Origin of the sequence: Rhizobium sp. 'Codium 1', from assembly GCF_020889605.1 — a bacterium.
GTDB classification, from domain to species: domain Bacteria; phylum Pseudomonadota; class Alphaproteobacteria; order Rhizobiales; family Rhizobiaceae; genus Allorhizobium; species Allorhizobium algae.
Genome location: NZ_JAJGPW010000002.1, coordinates 249,997 through 263,797, shown reverse-complemented (window position 1 = coordinate 263,797; position 13,801 = coordinate 249,997). Strand labels below are relative to the sequence as shown.

13 protein-coding genes and 1 tRNA gene are annotated in these 13,801 nt (G+C 61.0%); 4 read left to right on the top strand and 10 right to left on the bottom strand.

Translation table 11 applies throughout. From position 1 onward, the window contains the following. Positions 1–224 precede the first annotated feature (224 nt). On the top strand, positions 225–2,000 hold the full coding sequence (locus LJE98_RS06500; RefSeq protein WP_229574325.1) for a recombinase family protein: 1,776 nt from the start codon (positions 225–227) through the stop codon (positions 1,998–2,000). Here the strand turns inward: LJE98_RS06500 and LJE98_RS06495 are convergent. Beyond that, positions 1,971–2,047, bottom strand: a tRNA-Arg gene (locus LJE98_RS06495). The genes LJE98_RS06500 and LJE98_RS06495 overlap by 30 nt on opposite strands. A gap of 354 nt (positions 2,048–2,401) precedes the next feature. On the opposite strand from LJE98_RS06495, the gene LJE98_RS06490 reads away from it, so the two are divergent. Next, positions 2,402–2,854 carry a MarR family winged helix-turn-helix transcriptional regulator gene (locus LJE98_RS06490; protein WP_229574324.1) on the top strand — a complete coding sequence of 151 codons (453 nt, stop codon included), beginning with the start codon at positions 2,402–2,404 and terminating at the stop codon, positions 2,852–2,854. Positions 2,855–2,857: 3 nt separating this feature from the next. Here the strand turns inward: LJE98_RS06490 and LJE98_RS06485 are convergent, their stop codons facing one another. The 4 genes from LJE98_RS06485 to LJE98_RS06470 form a co-directional block, all read right to left on the bottom strand. Next, entirely contained in the window at positions 2,858–3,334 is a 477-nt protein-coding gene (locus LJE98_RS06485; RefSeq protein WP_229574322.1) for a hypothetical protein, read from the bottom strand. A gap of 100 nt (positions 3,335–3,434) precedes the next feature. Further along, positions 3,435–4,256, bottom strand: a complete 822-nt coding sequence (locus LJE98_RS06480) for a transglutaminase family protein (protein ID WP_229574320.1) — start codon at positions 4,254–4,256, stop codon at positions 3,435–3,437. Between the two features lie 14 nt (positions 4,257–4,270). Continuing rightward, the gene (locus tag LJE98_RS06475; protein WP_229574939.1) at positions 4,271–5,212 is read right to left on the bottom strand and encodes an alpha-E domain-containing protein; all 942 of its coding nucleotides are present in this window, start codon (positions 5,210–5,212) and stop codon (positions 4,271–4,273) included. Positions 5,213–5,219: 7 nt separating this feature from the next. Continuing rightward, entirely contained in the window at positions 5,220–6,629 is a 1,410-nt protein-coding gene (locus tag LJE98_RS06470) for a circularly permuted type 2 ATP-grasp protein (RefSeq protein WP_229574319.1), read from the bottom strand. Positions 6,630–7,008: 379 nt separating this feature from the next. Between LJE98_RS06470 and LJE98_RS06465 the strand changes: the two genes are divergently transcribed. Next, complete coding sequence (locus LJE98_RS06465) at positions 7,009–7,905, top strand: DMT family transporter (protein WP_229574318.1); 897 nt, start codon at positions 7,009–7,011, stop codon at positions 7,903–7,905. 67 nt (positions 7,906–7,972) lie between these two features. Here LJE98_RS06465 and LJE98_RS06460 read toward each other — a convergent pair whose 3' ends face one another. The 4 genes from LJE98_RS06460 to LJE98_RS06445 all read right to left on the bottom strand — a co-directional run bounded on the left by LJE98_RS06460 (position 7,973) and on the right by LJE98_RS06445 (position 11,400). Continuing rightward, a complete protein-coding gene (locus tag LJE98_RS06460) occupies positions 7,973–9,388 on the bottom strand; it encodes a DEAD/DEAH box helicase (protein ID WP_229574317.1) in 1,416 nt (471 codons plus the stop codon). Between the two features lie 294 nt (positions 9,389–9,682). Further along, the gene (locus LJE98_RS06455) at positions 9,683–9,985 is read right to left on the bottom strand and encodes a DUF1905 domain-containing protein (protein ID WP_229574316.1); all 303 of its coding nucleotides are present in this window, start codon (positions 9,983–9,985) and stop codon (positions 9,683–9,685) included. Next, entirely contained in the window at positions 9,982–11,097 is a 1,116-nt protein-coding gene (locus tag LJE98_RS06450; RefSeq protein WP_229574315.1) for a DNA alkylation repair protein, read from the bottom strand. The genes LJE98_RS06455 and LJE98_RS06450 overlap by 4 nt, the downstream gene beginning before the upstream one ends. Before the next feature lie 3 nt (positions 11,098–11,100). After that, the gene (locus tag LJE98_RS06445) at positions 11,101–11,400 is read right to left on the bottom strand and encodes a hypothetical protein (protein WP_229574314.1); all 300 of its coding nucleotides are present in this window, start codon (positions 11,398–11,400) and stop codon (positions 11,101–11,103) included. Between the two features lie 84 nt (positions 11,401–11,484). Here LJE98_RS06445 and LJE98_RS06440 point away from each other — a divergent pair, with 84 nt between their 5' ends. Continuing rightward, a complete protein-coding gene (locus LJE98_RS06440) occupies positions 11,485–12,162 on the top strand; it encodes a helix-turn-helix transcriptional regulator (protein ID WP_229574313.1) in 678 nt (225 codons plus the stop codon). A 4-nt stretch (positions 12,163–12,166) separates the two neighbouring features. Here the strand turns inward: LJE98_RS06440 and LJE98_RS06435 are convergent, their stop codons facing one another. Beyond that, positions 12,167–13,753, bottom strand: coding sequence for a trimethylamine methyltransferase family protein (locus tag LJE98_RS06435; protein ID WP_229574312.1), 1,587 nt, complete (start codon positions 13,751–13,753; stop codon positions 12,167–12,169). Positions 13,754–13,801 lie beyond the last annotated feature (48 nt).

Below are 13,801 nucleotides of genomic sequence, written 5' to 3'. Positions count from 1 at the left end.
GAGAAATGCGAGAGTCGCGATAAGTTGTCGGCGAGCCACGTCTGCCGAGGTCCCAAGGACAAGCACGATCGCATTCACCCGAGATCAGATCCGGCGGAGTGGTCGTTGGTCTGCCAACGCGCAATCGCTACGAGATTTTCCGGTGACATCTTCCGAAATTCGGCTGCTCCTAGCGCATCTCCGCGGCGACATCAGCAATATACTCGAACCGAAAAGGGACATCGATGACCAGTTCAAGAAAACACAATAGCAAGCGGATTCAGTCAGTGCCTTCTTTGGTAGAAGGACTTCCGACAAAGCGGCTCTCTGTCGCCGAAAGAAGGCAACTTCTCGACACGGCGCCTTCTACGACTGTGACGGCCACAAAGCGTTTGCGCGTCGCTGTCTATTCACGTGTGTCAGAAGACGACAGCGTCGAGAGCAACCTTTCCTTGCCTAGTCAAGAGTCATTGGCAAAGAAACATGCCGAGGCTAACGGTTGGGAAGTATGTGCGATCTACCGGGAAGAAGGCAAATCTGCGAAAACTGATTTGCGGCCAAAATTCCAACAGATGATCGGAGACGCGACAGGGGGCGATCATCCATTCGATCTTATCATTGTCCACTCGACCAGTCGGTTCGCTCGCAACCAGTTGGATTACCGGAAGTACAAGCATCTACTCCATCAACACAATGTAGCTCTGGTAAGCCTCACCCAGACCTTTGCCAATGATACTGGCGGGTTCATCGCCGAGACTACCACCGCGGTATTCGACGAGTATCATTCCCGACGCACGTCGGCGGACGTTACTAGAACCATGACGGAGATGGCTGCGGCGGGATACTATCCTGGCGGGGTATTACCGCTCGGCTACAAGGCTGTCGCCGCCCCAGACAATCGTAGGCGTAAGGTCATAGTAATTGACGAACTGGAGGCTTCTGTCGTCAGGATGATTTTCCAATGGGCCCTGTATGGCGATGAACATAATGCCCCCATGGGGACGGACGCGATCCGGCGGCGGCTAAATGAAGGCGGTTATCGGACGCGCGTAGACTCCTTGTTTGGTAAGCAAACCATACACAACATACTGACCAACTCCATTTACATGGGGTCAAAGATTTTTAATGCCAATCCGCAGAGGAAAGAGTGGGAGAAGGCGCCTGCGGAGCGGGTTATCATACCTGTTCCGGCTATCATTTCACCTGACGAATTTGAGCGGCTTCAGAGCTTGTTGCGGTTGAAAGATCCCCGGCAAGGCACTGCAAAGGTTCTGAGTAGTCCGATGCTTTTGTCCGGATTGGCCCGATGCGCCAAGTGCGGGTCCGCAATGATAATAGCGACCGGAAAAAGTGCCCGGGGGCCTGTCTATCGATACTATCGATGCAATCGGATGGGCAGGCAAGGCAAGATTGCGTGTGACGGCAAGCCTATACCGGAAGCGCTGTTGGACGACATGGTCCTCACAGAAGTTGAGGCGCACCTCCTGGGCAGTGGTCGGCTTACTAACGTGCTCGGTCGCCTGAAAAGCGAAATGAATAAAGAGAAAGAACAGAGCAACCTCAGGCTCGCAACGCTTCGACAGGAAGCCGCGAAGGCGCGGTCAGTCTTTAACAACCTGCTGAATGTCGCTTCACTCACGGATGATTTGCAATCCGATCCCGTTCTCATCGAACGGATCGCAGAAGCACAGGGCAACGCAATGAGGCTGGAACGCGCGCTAGAAAGCCAAGTCTCTCTCATCGACGTTTCGGCCGATCCCACGTCTGATCAAATTGATCAGTTCTCTACGGTAATGGCGGAACGGTTGAGGTCGGACGATCGTCGACTCGCCAAGGGTTTTCTTAACATCATGTTGTCGGAGGTTCTCGTCGCTGCCGACCAAATAACGATTACGGGATCTGTGACAGATTTGAAGCGGCATATCGCAAAAATGGACGCGGAAGTCATTGAAAACGAGTCTATGCCAGCGGTTCATAGATATGGACGTAGATGGCGCACCCGACAGGATTCGAACCTGTGACCTTTGGAATCGGAATCCAACACTCTATCCAGCTGAGCTACGGGTGCTTCCGACGACGGTTTGACTCGCCGTTCCTGAAGCGGTCATAGCGCAGTCGATTGGCAGCTTCAATCGGAAAAAACACTTGGCTCCGGCGGAAACATCCCGCATCGGCGCAAATGGTGCTGCCGGATGGCCGAATCGCAAGCCGATCGGGGACTGGCCGGCCGGTCTGGGCTGTTGATGCCGGCTAAACCCCGTGGCTAAAGCGCAGGAATTGGCGTTTTACGGGAAGGCAAGGGCGGTTGCGCCTTGTGACGGGGGTTTAAACGGTTAGTATCGGAATGTCGGCTCGCAGGGGAAAACAGCGGGCCGGCTGAGGGGAAAATACAAGAATGGCAGGGGAAATGCCGGAACTTACAATGAATGAATTGATACCCAACCCGTCCAAGCTCGACTTCTCGATGATGGACGACGCCGTGGGATATCGCTTGAGGCGAGCGCAACTCGCGGTGTTTCAGCATTTCAACGAAGCGTTTTCTTCCAAGGGAATGCGTCCGACCGATTTTGCCGTGCTGCTTCTGCTCACCAACAATCAGGGTGCCAAGCAGAGCGAAGTGGCCGAAGCGCTGGGCATCCAGCGGGCGAACTTTGTCGCGATCGTCGACGGGCTCGAGAGCAAGGGGTTCATCGAGCGCCGCAAGTCGGAGACCGATCGCCGCGTGCAGTCGCTCTACATGACGCCGGCGGGGGACGCCTATCTCGAAGAGCTGATGCCAATCTGGCTCGATCACGAACAGTGGGTGCTGGACCAGCTCGGCGGCGTTGCCGAGCGGGACACGGTCAACATGCTCTTGCGGCGGCTCTACGACTGATCCCTAACGGCCGAGACCGGTAGCGAACCGGCTGATCGCGTCGTCGATGAGCCGGTTGGCGATCTTCATGCGCATGGTGGCTTCCTCGCGGAAATCTGCGGCGATACGGTCGGGATGGTTGTCTCGGGCAAATGCGCGCCGGCGTTCCTGAAGGCGTTCGCGATCATCGCCGGGATCGAGTCCGAGGTCGGCTGCAATCTCCTCCGGCGACAGGCGGTTGATCCAGGCCGGCGGTTGCGGCGGAGCGGGGGGCTCAGGCGGTTCTGGCTCGCGGTCTTCGGGCATCAGGAAGAGATAGGCGTCGAGCCGTTGATCCGTGCCGGGATCCACGGGTGTGGAGCCGCTTGCCGGTGTCATCGGAATGAAGCTCGATGCCAGTCCTTTGACGCGGAAGGCCACGTCCTCTGATGGCACATCTTCCTTCGCCTCTTCGCCGAGCCTGTCGACAACCGACTGGAAGAGCGATTTTCCGAACAGCATATGTGCCTCGACCTCCGCTGCGGCCCAGCCGCGTCCCGGCCTGACATCATCATATCGACGTGGTGCGGGGCTTGTGCCGCGCGCTGCGGTCTCGTGGTGGTCAGCTTTGCGTCTGGCTCTGGCTCTGGCTGGGCTCGACGACGAGCGTGACGGTCAGGTCTTCGCCGGCGACGCCGATCCGCATGCCGGAAACAGGCGCCGCATCAGCGTAGCTGAGCCCGGTTGCGATCCGGACGTAGCGGGCGTCCGGGCAGTGATTGTTGGCGCCGTCGAAGCCGACCCAGCCGAGACCCGACAGATTGACCTCGGCCCAGGCATGGGTCGCGACCTGCTCGGCGCGATCGTCCATCAACAGGTATCCGGAGACGTAGCGGGCCGGAAGCCCCATGGTCCGGGCGGCGGCGAGGAAGGCGTGCGCGTGGTCCTGGCAGACGCCACGCCCGGCCTCCAGGGCCTGTTCGGCGGTGGTTTCGGTTCCGGTCGTGCCGGGTTCAAAGGCGATCGCTGAATGCAGCTTGCCCATGAGGTCGTGCATCTTGGTGAGCTCGTTGTCGCCGGTCAGACTGCGGACGAGCTCGCGGGTGAGCTTGCCGGGCTTCGTGTGTGGCGTCTCGCGCAGGTAAAGCCAGAGCGGTACACATCCCTGATGCGGGCCGAAGACTCCGGAACGGTCCTCCGTTTCGACCTCGCCGGAGGCGACGATGTGGACACTGTGGCTGTCGCCCTCGGTCGATACGAGGTGCGTGTGGTTGCCGAACTGATCGTTGAAGCCGGCCTCGACCGTTGCGCCATCGACAGCGATGTTCCACGACACAACCTTCTGGCCGGGCCCGTCGAGCGGGCATAGCCGGAGCCGTTGCAGAGAATACTGGACGGGATCGTCGTAGCGATATTCGGTGGTGTGGCTTATCCGCAGACGCATGGGATCATTCCTGCTCAGCTGTAGAACCGATAACCCTCGGTGATTTCATTGCCCAGCTTGTTGTTGCTGGCGATGAAGTCGTCGAGGAATTCGTGCAGTCCCTGGTCCATGATGGTGCCGATCGTCGTCGACTTCAGCGTGGTCAAGACATTGTCCGCCGTCTCATGCGCCGGCAGCTGGTGTGCATAGTCCCGTGCCAGATAGCCGAGGTTGGAGGTGATCTTCTCGTAACAATAGGCGAGCGAGCGGGGCATCTGGCCGTTCAGGATCAGGAAGTCGGCAATGTTGGCCGCCTTGTATTCTCCATCATAGACCCAGCGATAGGAGCGGTGGGCAGAGACGGAGCGCAGGATCGATTCCCACTGCATGTTGTCGAGCGAGGAGCCGACATGGGTGATCGCCGGCAGAAGCACGTAATACTTGACGTCCAGGATGCGGCTGGTGTTGTCGGCACGCTCGATGAAGGTGCCGATGCGGGCGAAGTTGTAGATCTCGTTCCTCAGCATGGAGCCGTGGAAGGCGCCGCGAATGAGGCCGGCACGGCGTTTCACCGTGTCGATGACCTCGGGCAGGTCGGCGGATTTCAGTTTGCGGGCGAGCACCTGTTTCAGCTCGATCCAGCATTCGTTCGTGGCTTCCCAGGTTTCGCGGGTGAGCGCCGTTCGCACCATGCGGGCATTGTTGCGCCCGGCGTCGATGCAGGACACCACGCTCGACGGATTGGCAGGATCACGCAGCATGAAGTCGATGGCGTCCGATGCCGTGACCTTGCCGTGGCGTTCGGCAAAGAGCGGGCGCACGTCCGCGCTTTTCAAGACGGCGTCCCAGTCTTCGTCCGAGGCACCGCTGCGGGTGAGCGACATTCTCAGGCCGGCATCGACGAGACGGGCAATGTTTTCGGCCCTTTCGATGTAGCGGAACATCCAAAAGAGGCCGTTGGCGGTTCTTCCGAGCATGACCATGTCAGTCCTCCAATACCCAGGTGTCCTTGGTGCCGCCGCCCTGGCTGGAATTGACCACGAGCGATCCCTGTTTCAGGGCCACGCGGGTCAGGCCGCCGGGGATGATTTGCACCTTGTCGGAGACGAGGACATAGGGACGCAGGTCGACGTGGCGCGGCGCAATGCCCTTGTTCACGAGGATCGGCACGGTCGAGAGGGACAGGGTCGGTTGGGCGATGTAGTTGGACGGTCGCGCCTTCAGCTTTTCGGCGAACTCGGCGCGTTCCTTCTTCGACGCCGTCGGGCCGACCAGCATGCCATAGCCGCCCGAGCCGTGGACTTCCTTGACGACGAGCTCTTCGAGATGCTCGAGCACGTATTTCAGGCTGTCGGCTTCCGAACAGCGCCATGTCGGCACGTTTTCGAGCAGCGCCTTGCGGCCGGTGTAGAATTCGACGATCTCCGGCATGTAGGAATAGATTGCCTTGTCGTCTGCAATGCCGGTGCCCGGCGCATTTGCGATGGTGATATGGCCGGCGCGGTAGACATCCATGATGCCGGGAATGCCGAGCGCCGAATCCGGACGGAAGGTGAGGGGGTCGAGGAAATCGTCGTCGACGCGGCGGTAGAGCACGTCGATCGCTTCGTAGCCGCGCGTGGTGCGCATCTTCACCTTGCCATCGATCACGCGCAGGTCCGAGCCTTCGACCAGTTCCACGCCCATCATGTCGGCAAGGAAGGAGTGCTCGTAATAGGCGGAGTTGTAGATGCCGGGGGTGAGAACCGCGACGCGCGGCTTGCCCTTGCAGCCGGGAGGCGCGAGCGAGGCGAGCGACTGGCGCAGCAGATAGGGGTAATCCTCGACGCGCTGTACCTTGTTGAGCTGGAAGAGCTCCGGGAACATCTGCATCATGGTTTCCCGGTTCTCCAGCATGTAGGAGACTCCGGAAGGCGTGCGGGCATTGTCTTCCAGGACGTAGAACTGGTCTTCGCCCGTGCGCACGATGTCGGTGCCGACGATGTGGGTATAGACGCCGCCCGGCGGACGAAAGCCGATCATCTCGGGCAGGAAGGCGACATTCTTCTCGATCAGTTCCCGTGGAATGCGGCCGGCCTTGATGATCTCCTGCTTGTGATAGATGTCGTCGAGGAAGGCATTGAGTGCCAGCACGCGCTGTTCGATGCCCTGCGCGAGCTTGCGCCATTCGCGGCCGGAAATGATGCGTGGGATAATGTCGAATGGAATGAGCTTTTCGGCGCTGTCTGCATGGCCATAGACGGCAAAGGTGATGCCGGTCTTGCGGAAGATGGTTTCGGCATCTCTCGACTTTGCCAGAAGCCTTGCCGGGTCCTGACTGGAATACCAATCGAAATAGTTCTGGTAAGGTCCGCGCGGATCGTTGTCCGCAGTGATCATTTCATCAAATGCCAATGACGCCATCCCTTTTTTTGTCATTTGAATACAACCATTTTGGCAATGCAAGCATGTTCAAGGGCCGACCTTGCAGAAATGCCGGGGACCAATAGTGGTCGAAAATCGGGCAAAAGCGCAAAATCTGTGCGAAAATCTTGTCCGATTGGCTGTTGGCGGCTCTCTACTCCTGCGTGATTTGGCATATCGTCAAGTTCTCAGGCTCCGGGTTTCGGACCTTCGCTGAAATTTTAGGCAATCTTTCCGGAATAATTCTTTCTTCGCGTGCACGGAATTCATCCTTGCCTGCAGGAAAACTCTTTTGACCGCGCGACGGTGCCGCAGTATCGAGGCGCACCGCCGGCGGTATGCGTTCCGGTGCAGGAAAGACAGCGATATCATGACCCTTGCCCGGCTCGCGCCCGTTCTCTTCGTTCTTCTCTGGTCGACGGGCTGGATCTCTGCCAAATACGCGACCTTCTTCGCCGAGCCGCTGACCTTCCTCGTCGTACGCTACGGCACGGCGGTGGTGCTCTTCTATATCGTCTGTCGGCTGGGCGGCGTTTCCTGGCCGAAGCAGCGATCCGGGTGGCTGCATGCCATCATATCCGGCATGTTCCTGCACGGGCTCTATCTGGGCATGGTCTGGTGGGCGATCGGGCAGGGTGTGCCGGCGGCACTCTCGGGCATCATTGCCGGCCTGCAACCGCTCATGACCGGGGTTGCTGCGGCCTTTTTCGTCGGCGAAAAGCTGAACGCCGGCCAGCGGGTCGGGCTCGTGATCGGGTTCCTGGGCGTCGCGATCGCCGTGCTGCCCAAGATGCTGGCGATCGATTCGGCGTCAATACCGGCCTATGCGGTTGCCGTGAATGTTCTTGCTATGGTCTGCGTCACGGCAGGCACGATCTATCAGAAGCGTCTGGTGAAGGATGGCGACCTGAGGGCTGTCGCCACGCTGCAATATGTCGGGGCGCTGATTGTGACAGTCCCCGCCGCGCTTGCGCTGGAAGACCTGCGTGTCGACTGGAGTCTCGGTTTCTTTGCGACGCTTGCCTGGTCGGTGATCGGCATATCCATGGGGGCGATCGCGCTCCTGCTCTACCTTATCCGTCGCGGGGACGTGTCGAAGGCGGCATCGCTGATCTATCTCGTTCCGCCGCTTGCAGCGCTGGAGGCGGCCATCGCCTTTGGAGAAGAATTGACCGTGCCTATGATGATTGGCACCTGCGTGGTCATGGTCGGGGTCTATCTCATCAACCGCAAGAGCAAGGCTCAACCGATCATTCTGAAAGACTGACGACACGAAAAATGGCGCGGTGGGGACCGCGCCATCGTGATTCTCAAACTTCGGCCAATCGCGAAACTCAGGCTTCGCGGCGGCGTCCGCCGGCAGTGCCGGAGCGGGCCGGGCGTGCCTGGCCATTGCCATTGCCGGGACGGCCCTGGCCGCCATTGGCGCTGCGGTTCTGTCCGCCGCCATTGCCACCCTTGCGGTGACCGGACTTGGCCGGACGACCATCGGCCTTGGCTCCGCCTTCGGGCTTGCCGCGACCCTGGCCCGGGGCCTGGTGATTGCGGTTGTTGCCACCGCCACCGCCACCGCCGCCGCGACGCTGCGGACGGGCCGGGCGTGCGAGGTTTGCCGGGGCTTCGCCGGAGGCGACCGGAATGTCGATGCTCATCAGCTTTTCGATGTCGCGCAGCAGGCGACCTTCATCGGGACCGCAAAACGCGATCGCGATGCCGTCGCGGCCGGCACGGGCAGTACGGCCGATGCGGTGGACGTAGGCGTCCGGAACTTCCGGCAGGTCGTAGTTGAAGACGTGGCTGACGGCCGGGATGTCGATGCCGCGGGCGGCAACGTCGGTGGCGATCAGCGTCTTGATCTCGCCGTCACGGAAACCCTTCAGTGCCCGCTCGCGCTGGCCCTGGCTCTTGTTGCCGTGGATCGAGGCGACCGAGTAGCCGGTGGCGTCGAGATGCTTCATCAGCTTTTCCGCGCCATGCTTGGTGCGCAGGAAGACGATGGAGCGGCCGTCCGGATTGTCGTTGAGGATCTTCTTGAGCATTTCCGTCTTGGCATTCTGGCCGGCGACGAAATGCACATGCTGTTCGACCTTGTCGGCGGCCTTGCCCGGAGGGGACACGGCGACCTTGAGAGGGTCTGTCAGGAAGCTTGCGGCAAGATCTGCGATCGACGACGGCATGGTGGCCGAGAAGAGCAGGGTCTGGCGCTTCGGCGGGACCATCTTCGAGATCTTGCGCAGGTCGTGAATGAAGCCGAGATCCAGCATCTGGTCGGCTTCGTCGAGAACGAGGTAACGCACGGCGCGCAACGAAATCGCATTGCGGGAGATCAGGTCGAGCAGGCGGCCAGGCGTCGCGACGAGAATGTCGGTGCCCTTTTCAAGCTGCAGCTGCTGCTTGCCGATGGAGGCGCCACCGACGACCTGGTTGATCTTCAGCGGCAGGCGGCGCAGGTAGCTGCGCAGGTTCTCGCCGATCTGGTTCACCAGTTCGCGGGTCGGGGCAAGAATGAGGGCGCGGGTGGTGCGGTTGTCAGGGCGCTTCTCATCCTTGAGAAGCATCTCGATCATCGGCAGACCGAAGGCCGCCGTCTTGCCAGTGCCAGTCTGGGCGAGACCGATCAGGTCACGGCCGCCGAGAACGACGGGGATGCCCTTCTCCTGGATCGGAGTGGGGGTCGTGAAGCCGAGCGTCGTCAGCGTCGCGACGATATTCTTGGAGAGGCCAAGATCATCGAAAGTTGTCAAAGTCATACCTTTCGGGGCGCCAAATGCACAAACCCCGGAACGCGTTCTTCGCGAACCGGTTGGCATTGGCGTCAAGAACCCCGCGTGATTTGGGAACTTGCAAGTTGGAAAAAAGCTTTCCAAGCGCATCGGCGGAATGTCCGCCCAGATGTCATGCGCCTTATCCTTCGTCACGTCTCAGTTGTCGCTGGGCACGCTCACGCGGCGGCCGGAAGGTAAAAGCTGAGTTGGAAATGGGCCCATTCGCGACAGAAGTCAAGATTTCTTTTGCGATGCAACGTGAACGTCTGCGTCCACGGGTCACGCATTGAGCGTCAAATGAACCGGGATCCGGCTTCCCACCTTGATGTTCTCGCAGCGGCGCAGGTCTGCCTTCAGCGGCAACAGAAAGCTGTCGCGGCGCTTGTCGGGAAAGAGCGAGGTGCGGACCCTTGTCGTGCCGATCAGCACCTGAACCGCGATTGCGCCCAGCCCGTTGGCGCGGCCGAAGAAGCGCGCTTCGGCCGCAGCATCCGGCGGCAGGAAGACGGCATGCCAGCCGCCGGGCGCGTCAAAGCGCATGACCTCGGCCTCGAAATGGATCGCATGGCCGTCCTCGCTCATGCTGTCGTTTCCTGCGGCATGACGAGGTCGAAATCGGCGCTTGCGACGCTTGTGCCGTTCAACAGGATTTCCAGCCGGTGCCCCCCGGCATTGTAGGCTCTCGTGGTGATCGGCCGAAAGGCATGGCGCTTTGCCATCGTGACGCTTTCACCTGCGGCAATCGTCAGGCTTCTGCCTTTGAAGACCTTGGGCGACAGCGCGCCATCCTTCTTCTTGTGATGGATTGCGTAATCGATCAGTACCGGGCGCGCCGCGATGCCATTGTTGGAAAGGCTGATCTCGAAGCCGAGGTCGCCCGGAAACGTGACGCGCTCACTCGTCAAGGCGAGCGTCACCGTCACATCGGTGAGTGCTGCGAAGCCGAAATTGGCGAGCGCCTTGCCGTGGCCCTTCTTGATCAGGGTTCGAGAGGCGTGCTTGAGCAGCCAGAGCCTATGCTTCGATGCGCCATCTGTGTGACGTTCGACGAAATCGGCGACCAGATCCGGGTGATCCTTGGCGATGTCGTTGAGGCTGTTGGCGACGGAGCGGCGAACATAGTCCTCGTCGTCGTCGATCAGCGCTTCCAGGATCGGAAGGATCGGGGAGGGATCCTTGACCAGGGCGGGCAGGCGCATCGCCCAAGGCAGGCGAGGGCGTGTTCCCTCGCTGGCGAGGCGCCTGACATGGTGGTTCGCATCGGTCACCCAGTCGGAAATGATCGCAAGTGCTGCCTCCTGCTCCTCGGCGATGAAGGGGCGAATGCCGAATTCCGCGGTGAAATGCGGCGTCAATGCCTTCAGAAGGCCAAGGGCAGTCTTGAGTTCGCCGCGCCCATGCGCGGCGATATACTGGTTGAAGGAAAGTAGTGCCCAGCCGCTCAGGCCTGTATGGTTCGGCGTTGGCAGGCAGGCATGCAGGATTGCCGCCGCCGACCCGAAATCCTCCGGGAGGTGACGGTGCAGCGCGTCGGCAATGCGTTGTCCGCGCTGCATCAGTTCCAGGGCCTCGAGGGCCGGCAGGGTGTCGGCAAGGAAGCCCTGGTGGTCGAACTTGCCCCAGGCCCGCGCCACGGCGTTGGCCGTGTCGCGGGCGGTGTGGGCGCCGATCAGATGTTTCAGCGGTTCGGCCATCGGTCAGATCGTGTCTTGCGTTTCGAAATGCTGCATCAGGGTAACACCCGAGATCGCCGACATGTAGGGGGCAAAGGCCGGATCGACCTGTACCTTGGCGGCGGCGGCATCGGCGCTCGCCTTGTCGGCCCATTCGACGAGATCGGCAATCATGTCGCCCTGTTCGAGGGCGGTGAGCGCCCGCCAGCTGACGAAGCCGGCATAGGTCCTGACCGCAGCCATGGCGGAGCGTCGTGCCTCTTCTGCCGCGGGCTTGTCGGTTACGGTGCAGACGGCCAGTTCTAGGATGGTGGTGGTGCGCATAAGGGGCTCCCGTGGTTGATCACGGCTTGACCTAGCATGGGTCAACTGACAACCTTCTGGCCATTACCTGCGAAGGAGGCACGCATGCGCCCCGCCGACCGACTCTTCCGGATCATCCAGCTGATGCGATCGACGGGTCGTGCCATGACCGCTGCCGAAATCGCCGAGAAGATGGAGGTCGCACCGCGCACCATCTACCGGGACATGGAACATCTGATGGCCTCGGGCGCGCCGATCGAGGGCGAGCGCGGCGTGGGCTACATGCTGCGCGAGGCCTTCGATGCGCCGCCACTCACCTTTACCTTCGAGCAGCTTGAGGCCCTGGCCTTCGGGCTGCGCGCCGTCGAAATGCTCGGCGATCCCCGGCTCGGCCAGGCGGCGCGCGAGGCGAAGGAGAAGATGCTCGGCATGCTGCCGAAGGAGCACGCCGAGCGGCTGATTTCAGCACCCATCCATGCCTTCCGGTCGTCGGCGCAGCCGGTGGTTCCGGATTGCCTGGGGGATGTACGCTCGGCGCTGTCGGCCAAACGCAAGGTCTGGATTGCCTATCATTCCTTGCCCGGCGAGCGCAGCCAGCGGGTCGTCTGGCCGCTGGGGTTCGCCGCCTTCGGGGCGATCTGGGTAATGACCGCCTGGTGCGAAATGCGCAATGGCTTCCGTGACTTCCGCCTCGACCGAGTTGAGGACTGGAAGGTGATGGTGGATCGGTTCGAGCCGGAGCTGCACCAGACCTACCAGGCGTATTTGAGGACGCTCTCGTGACGGATCAGAAATCCGTCGCAACGCCGCCTTCGGCCTTGCGTTTCGCCACGAAGGCGTCGAGTTCTTCTTCGACGGCTGGATCGATCGGCGGACGCTCGTAGCTTGCCAGCTTTTCCTTGAACACGCGGTTGGCGTGATCATAGGTAGTCGGACGGCCGGCATCCGTCCAGGTCTCGAAGTTGCGCCAGTCCGAGAGGATCGGCGAATAGAAGGCCGTCTCGTAGCGGGCGAGCGTGTGGGCCGTGCCGAAGAAGTGGCCACCGGGGCCGACTTCGCGAACCGCGTCGAGTGCCAGCGCGTCCTGACTGACATCGAGAGGCGTCAGGAATTCGGCGACCATCTGCAGCATATCGACGTCGAGGATGAATTTTTCGAAGGAGGCCGTCAGGCCGCCCTCGCTCCAGCCGGCCGAATGCATGATGAAATTGCCGCCGCCTTGGGTGAGCGCCCATAGCGAGAAAGCGGATTCGTAGGCCGCCTGAGCGTCCAGCGTATTGGCGGCATTGGTATTCGACGTGCGGTAGGGAATGCCGTAGCGGCGGGCGAGCTGGCCGCCGACGATGACCGCCTTCATGTATTCGGGTGTGCCGAAGGCAGGCGCGCCGGTCTTCATGTCGACATTCGAGGTGAAGCCGCCGTAGACGACGGGCGCGCCGCGCTTGACCATTTGCGTAAACGCGATGCCGCAAAGGGCTTCGGCATTTTGCTGGACGACGGCGCCGGCGATGGTCACCGGGGCCATGGCTCCGGCCAGTGTGAAGGGCGTCATGACCACGACCTGGCCGCGCGACGACATTTCGATGATGCCCTGTAGCATGGGTCCGTCAAGCCGGAGCGGCGAGGAAGAGTTGATGATGGTGAAGAGCGAGGGCTCGCTCTCCATCTGCTCCATGGTCACGCCACGGCCGATGCGGGCGATCTCGATTCCGTCGAGATTGCGCTGCTTGCCGAGCGAATAGCAGTGAAACACCTTGTCGGTCAGCTTCACCATGTCCGACAGGCAGTCGAGATGGCGCACCGAGGCGTGGATGTCGATCGGCTCGACCGGATAGCCGCCCGTCGTGTGGATGACGTCATAGGACTGAGCGAGCTTGACCAGCTTGCGGAAGTCTTCCTGGTTGCCGGCGCGGCGTCCGCCTTCCCGATCGGCGACGAAGGGGGCCGAGGCGATCTGGGCGAAGACCAGGTTGTTGCCGCCCATTTTGACGTTGCGCTCGGGGTTGCGGGCAAACATCTGGAATTCGCGTGGGGCAGACGCAATCATGTCCATGATCAGGTTGCGGTCGAAGCGGACGCGATCGGATCCCTCTGTCACGTCTGCGCCATGCGCCTTCATGATCGCGCGGGCTTCCGGCAGCATGACATCCATGCCGATCTCTTCGAGAATGGTCAGCGACGCCTCATGCATTTCGTCGAGGGCCGAGGGATCGAGTAGCTCGGTCTTGCTCAGACGATTGACGAGATTGCGATATTTGCCTGGGGCTGCACCTCTGCTGCGCTCTCCACCGCGGCCGCCAGTGCGTCTGCGGCGCTCGCCGCCTGCGGCTTGTGGTTCAGTCTCGGACAAGGCGGGGCTTATGATGTCGCTCATGGTCGATCCATTGTGTCAATCTCGACATCAAGTCTCGCAGGTTCGGAA

What these genes read in the sequence shown, in the direction of transcription:
- LJE98_RS06500 (WP_229574325.1), top strand. Translation starts at nt 225, where the DNA reads ATGACCAGTTCAAGAAAACACAATAGCAAGCGGATTCAGTCAGTGCCT.
- LJE98_RS06490 (WP_229574324.1), top strand. Translation starts at nt 2,402, where the DNA reads ATGAATGAATTGATACCCAACCCGTCCAAGCTCGACTTCTCGATGATG.
- LJE98_RS06485 (WP_229574322.1), bottom strand. Translation starts at nt 3,334, where the DNA reads ATGCTGTTCGGAAAATCGCTCTTCCAGTCGGTTGTCGACAGGCTCGGC.
- LJE98_RS06480 (WP_229574320.1), bottom strand. Translation starts at nt 4,256, where the DNA reads ATGCGTCTGCGGATAAGCCACACCACCGAATATCGCTACGACGATCCC.
- LJE98_RS06475 (WP_229574939.1), bottom strand. Translation starts at nt 5,212, where the DNA reads ATGCTCGGAAGAACCGCCAACGGCCTCTTTTGGATGTTCCGCTACATC.
- LJE98_RS06465 (WP_229574318.1), top strand. Translation starts at nt 7,009, where the DNA reads ATGACCCTTGCCCGGCTCGCGCCCGTTCTCTTCGTTCTTCTCTGGTCG.
- LJE98_RS06460 (WP_229574317.1), bottom strand. Translation starts at nt 9,388, where the DNA reads ATGACTTTGACAACTTTCGATGATCTTGGCCTCTCCAAGAATATCGTC.
- LJE98_RS06455 (WP_229574316.1), bottom strand. Translation starts at nt 9,985, where the DNA reads ATGAGCGAGGACGGCCATGCGATCCATTTCGAGGCCGAGGTCATGCGC.
- LJE98_RS06450 (WP_229574315.1), bottom strand. Translation starts at nt 11,097, where the DNA reads ATGGCCGAACCGCTGAAACATCTGATCGGCGCCCACACCGCCCGCGAC.
- LJE98_RS06445 (WP_229574314.1), bottom strand. Translation starts at nt 11,400, where the DNA reads ATGCGCACCACCACCATCCTAGAACTGGCCGTCTGCACCGTAACCGAC.
- LJE98_RS06440 (WP_229574313.1), top strand. Translation starts at nt 11,485, where the DNA reads ATGCGCCCCGCCGACCGACTCTTCCGGATCATCCAGCTGATGCGATCG.
- LJE98_RS06435 (WP_229574312.1), bottom strand. Translation starts at nt 13,753, where the DNA reads ATGAGCGACATCATAAGCCCCGCCTTGTCCGAGACTGAACCACAAGCC.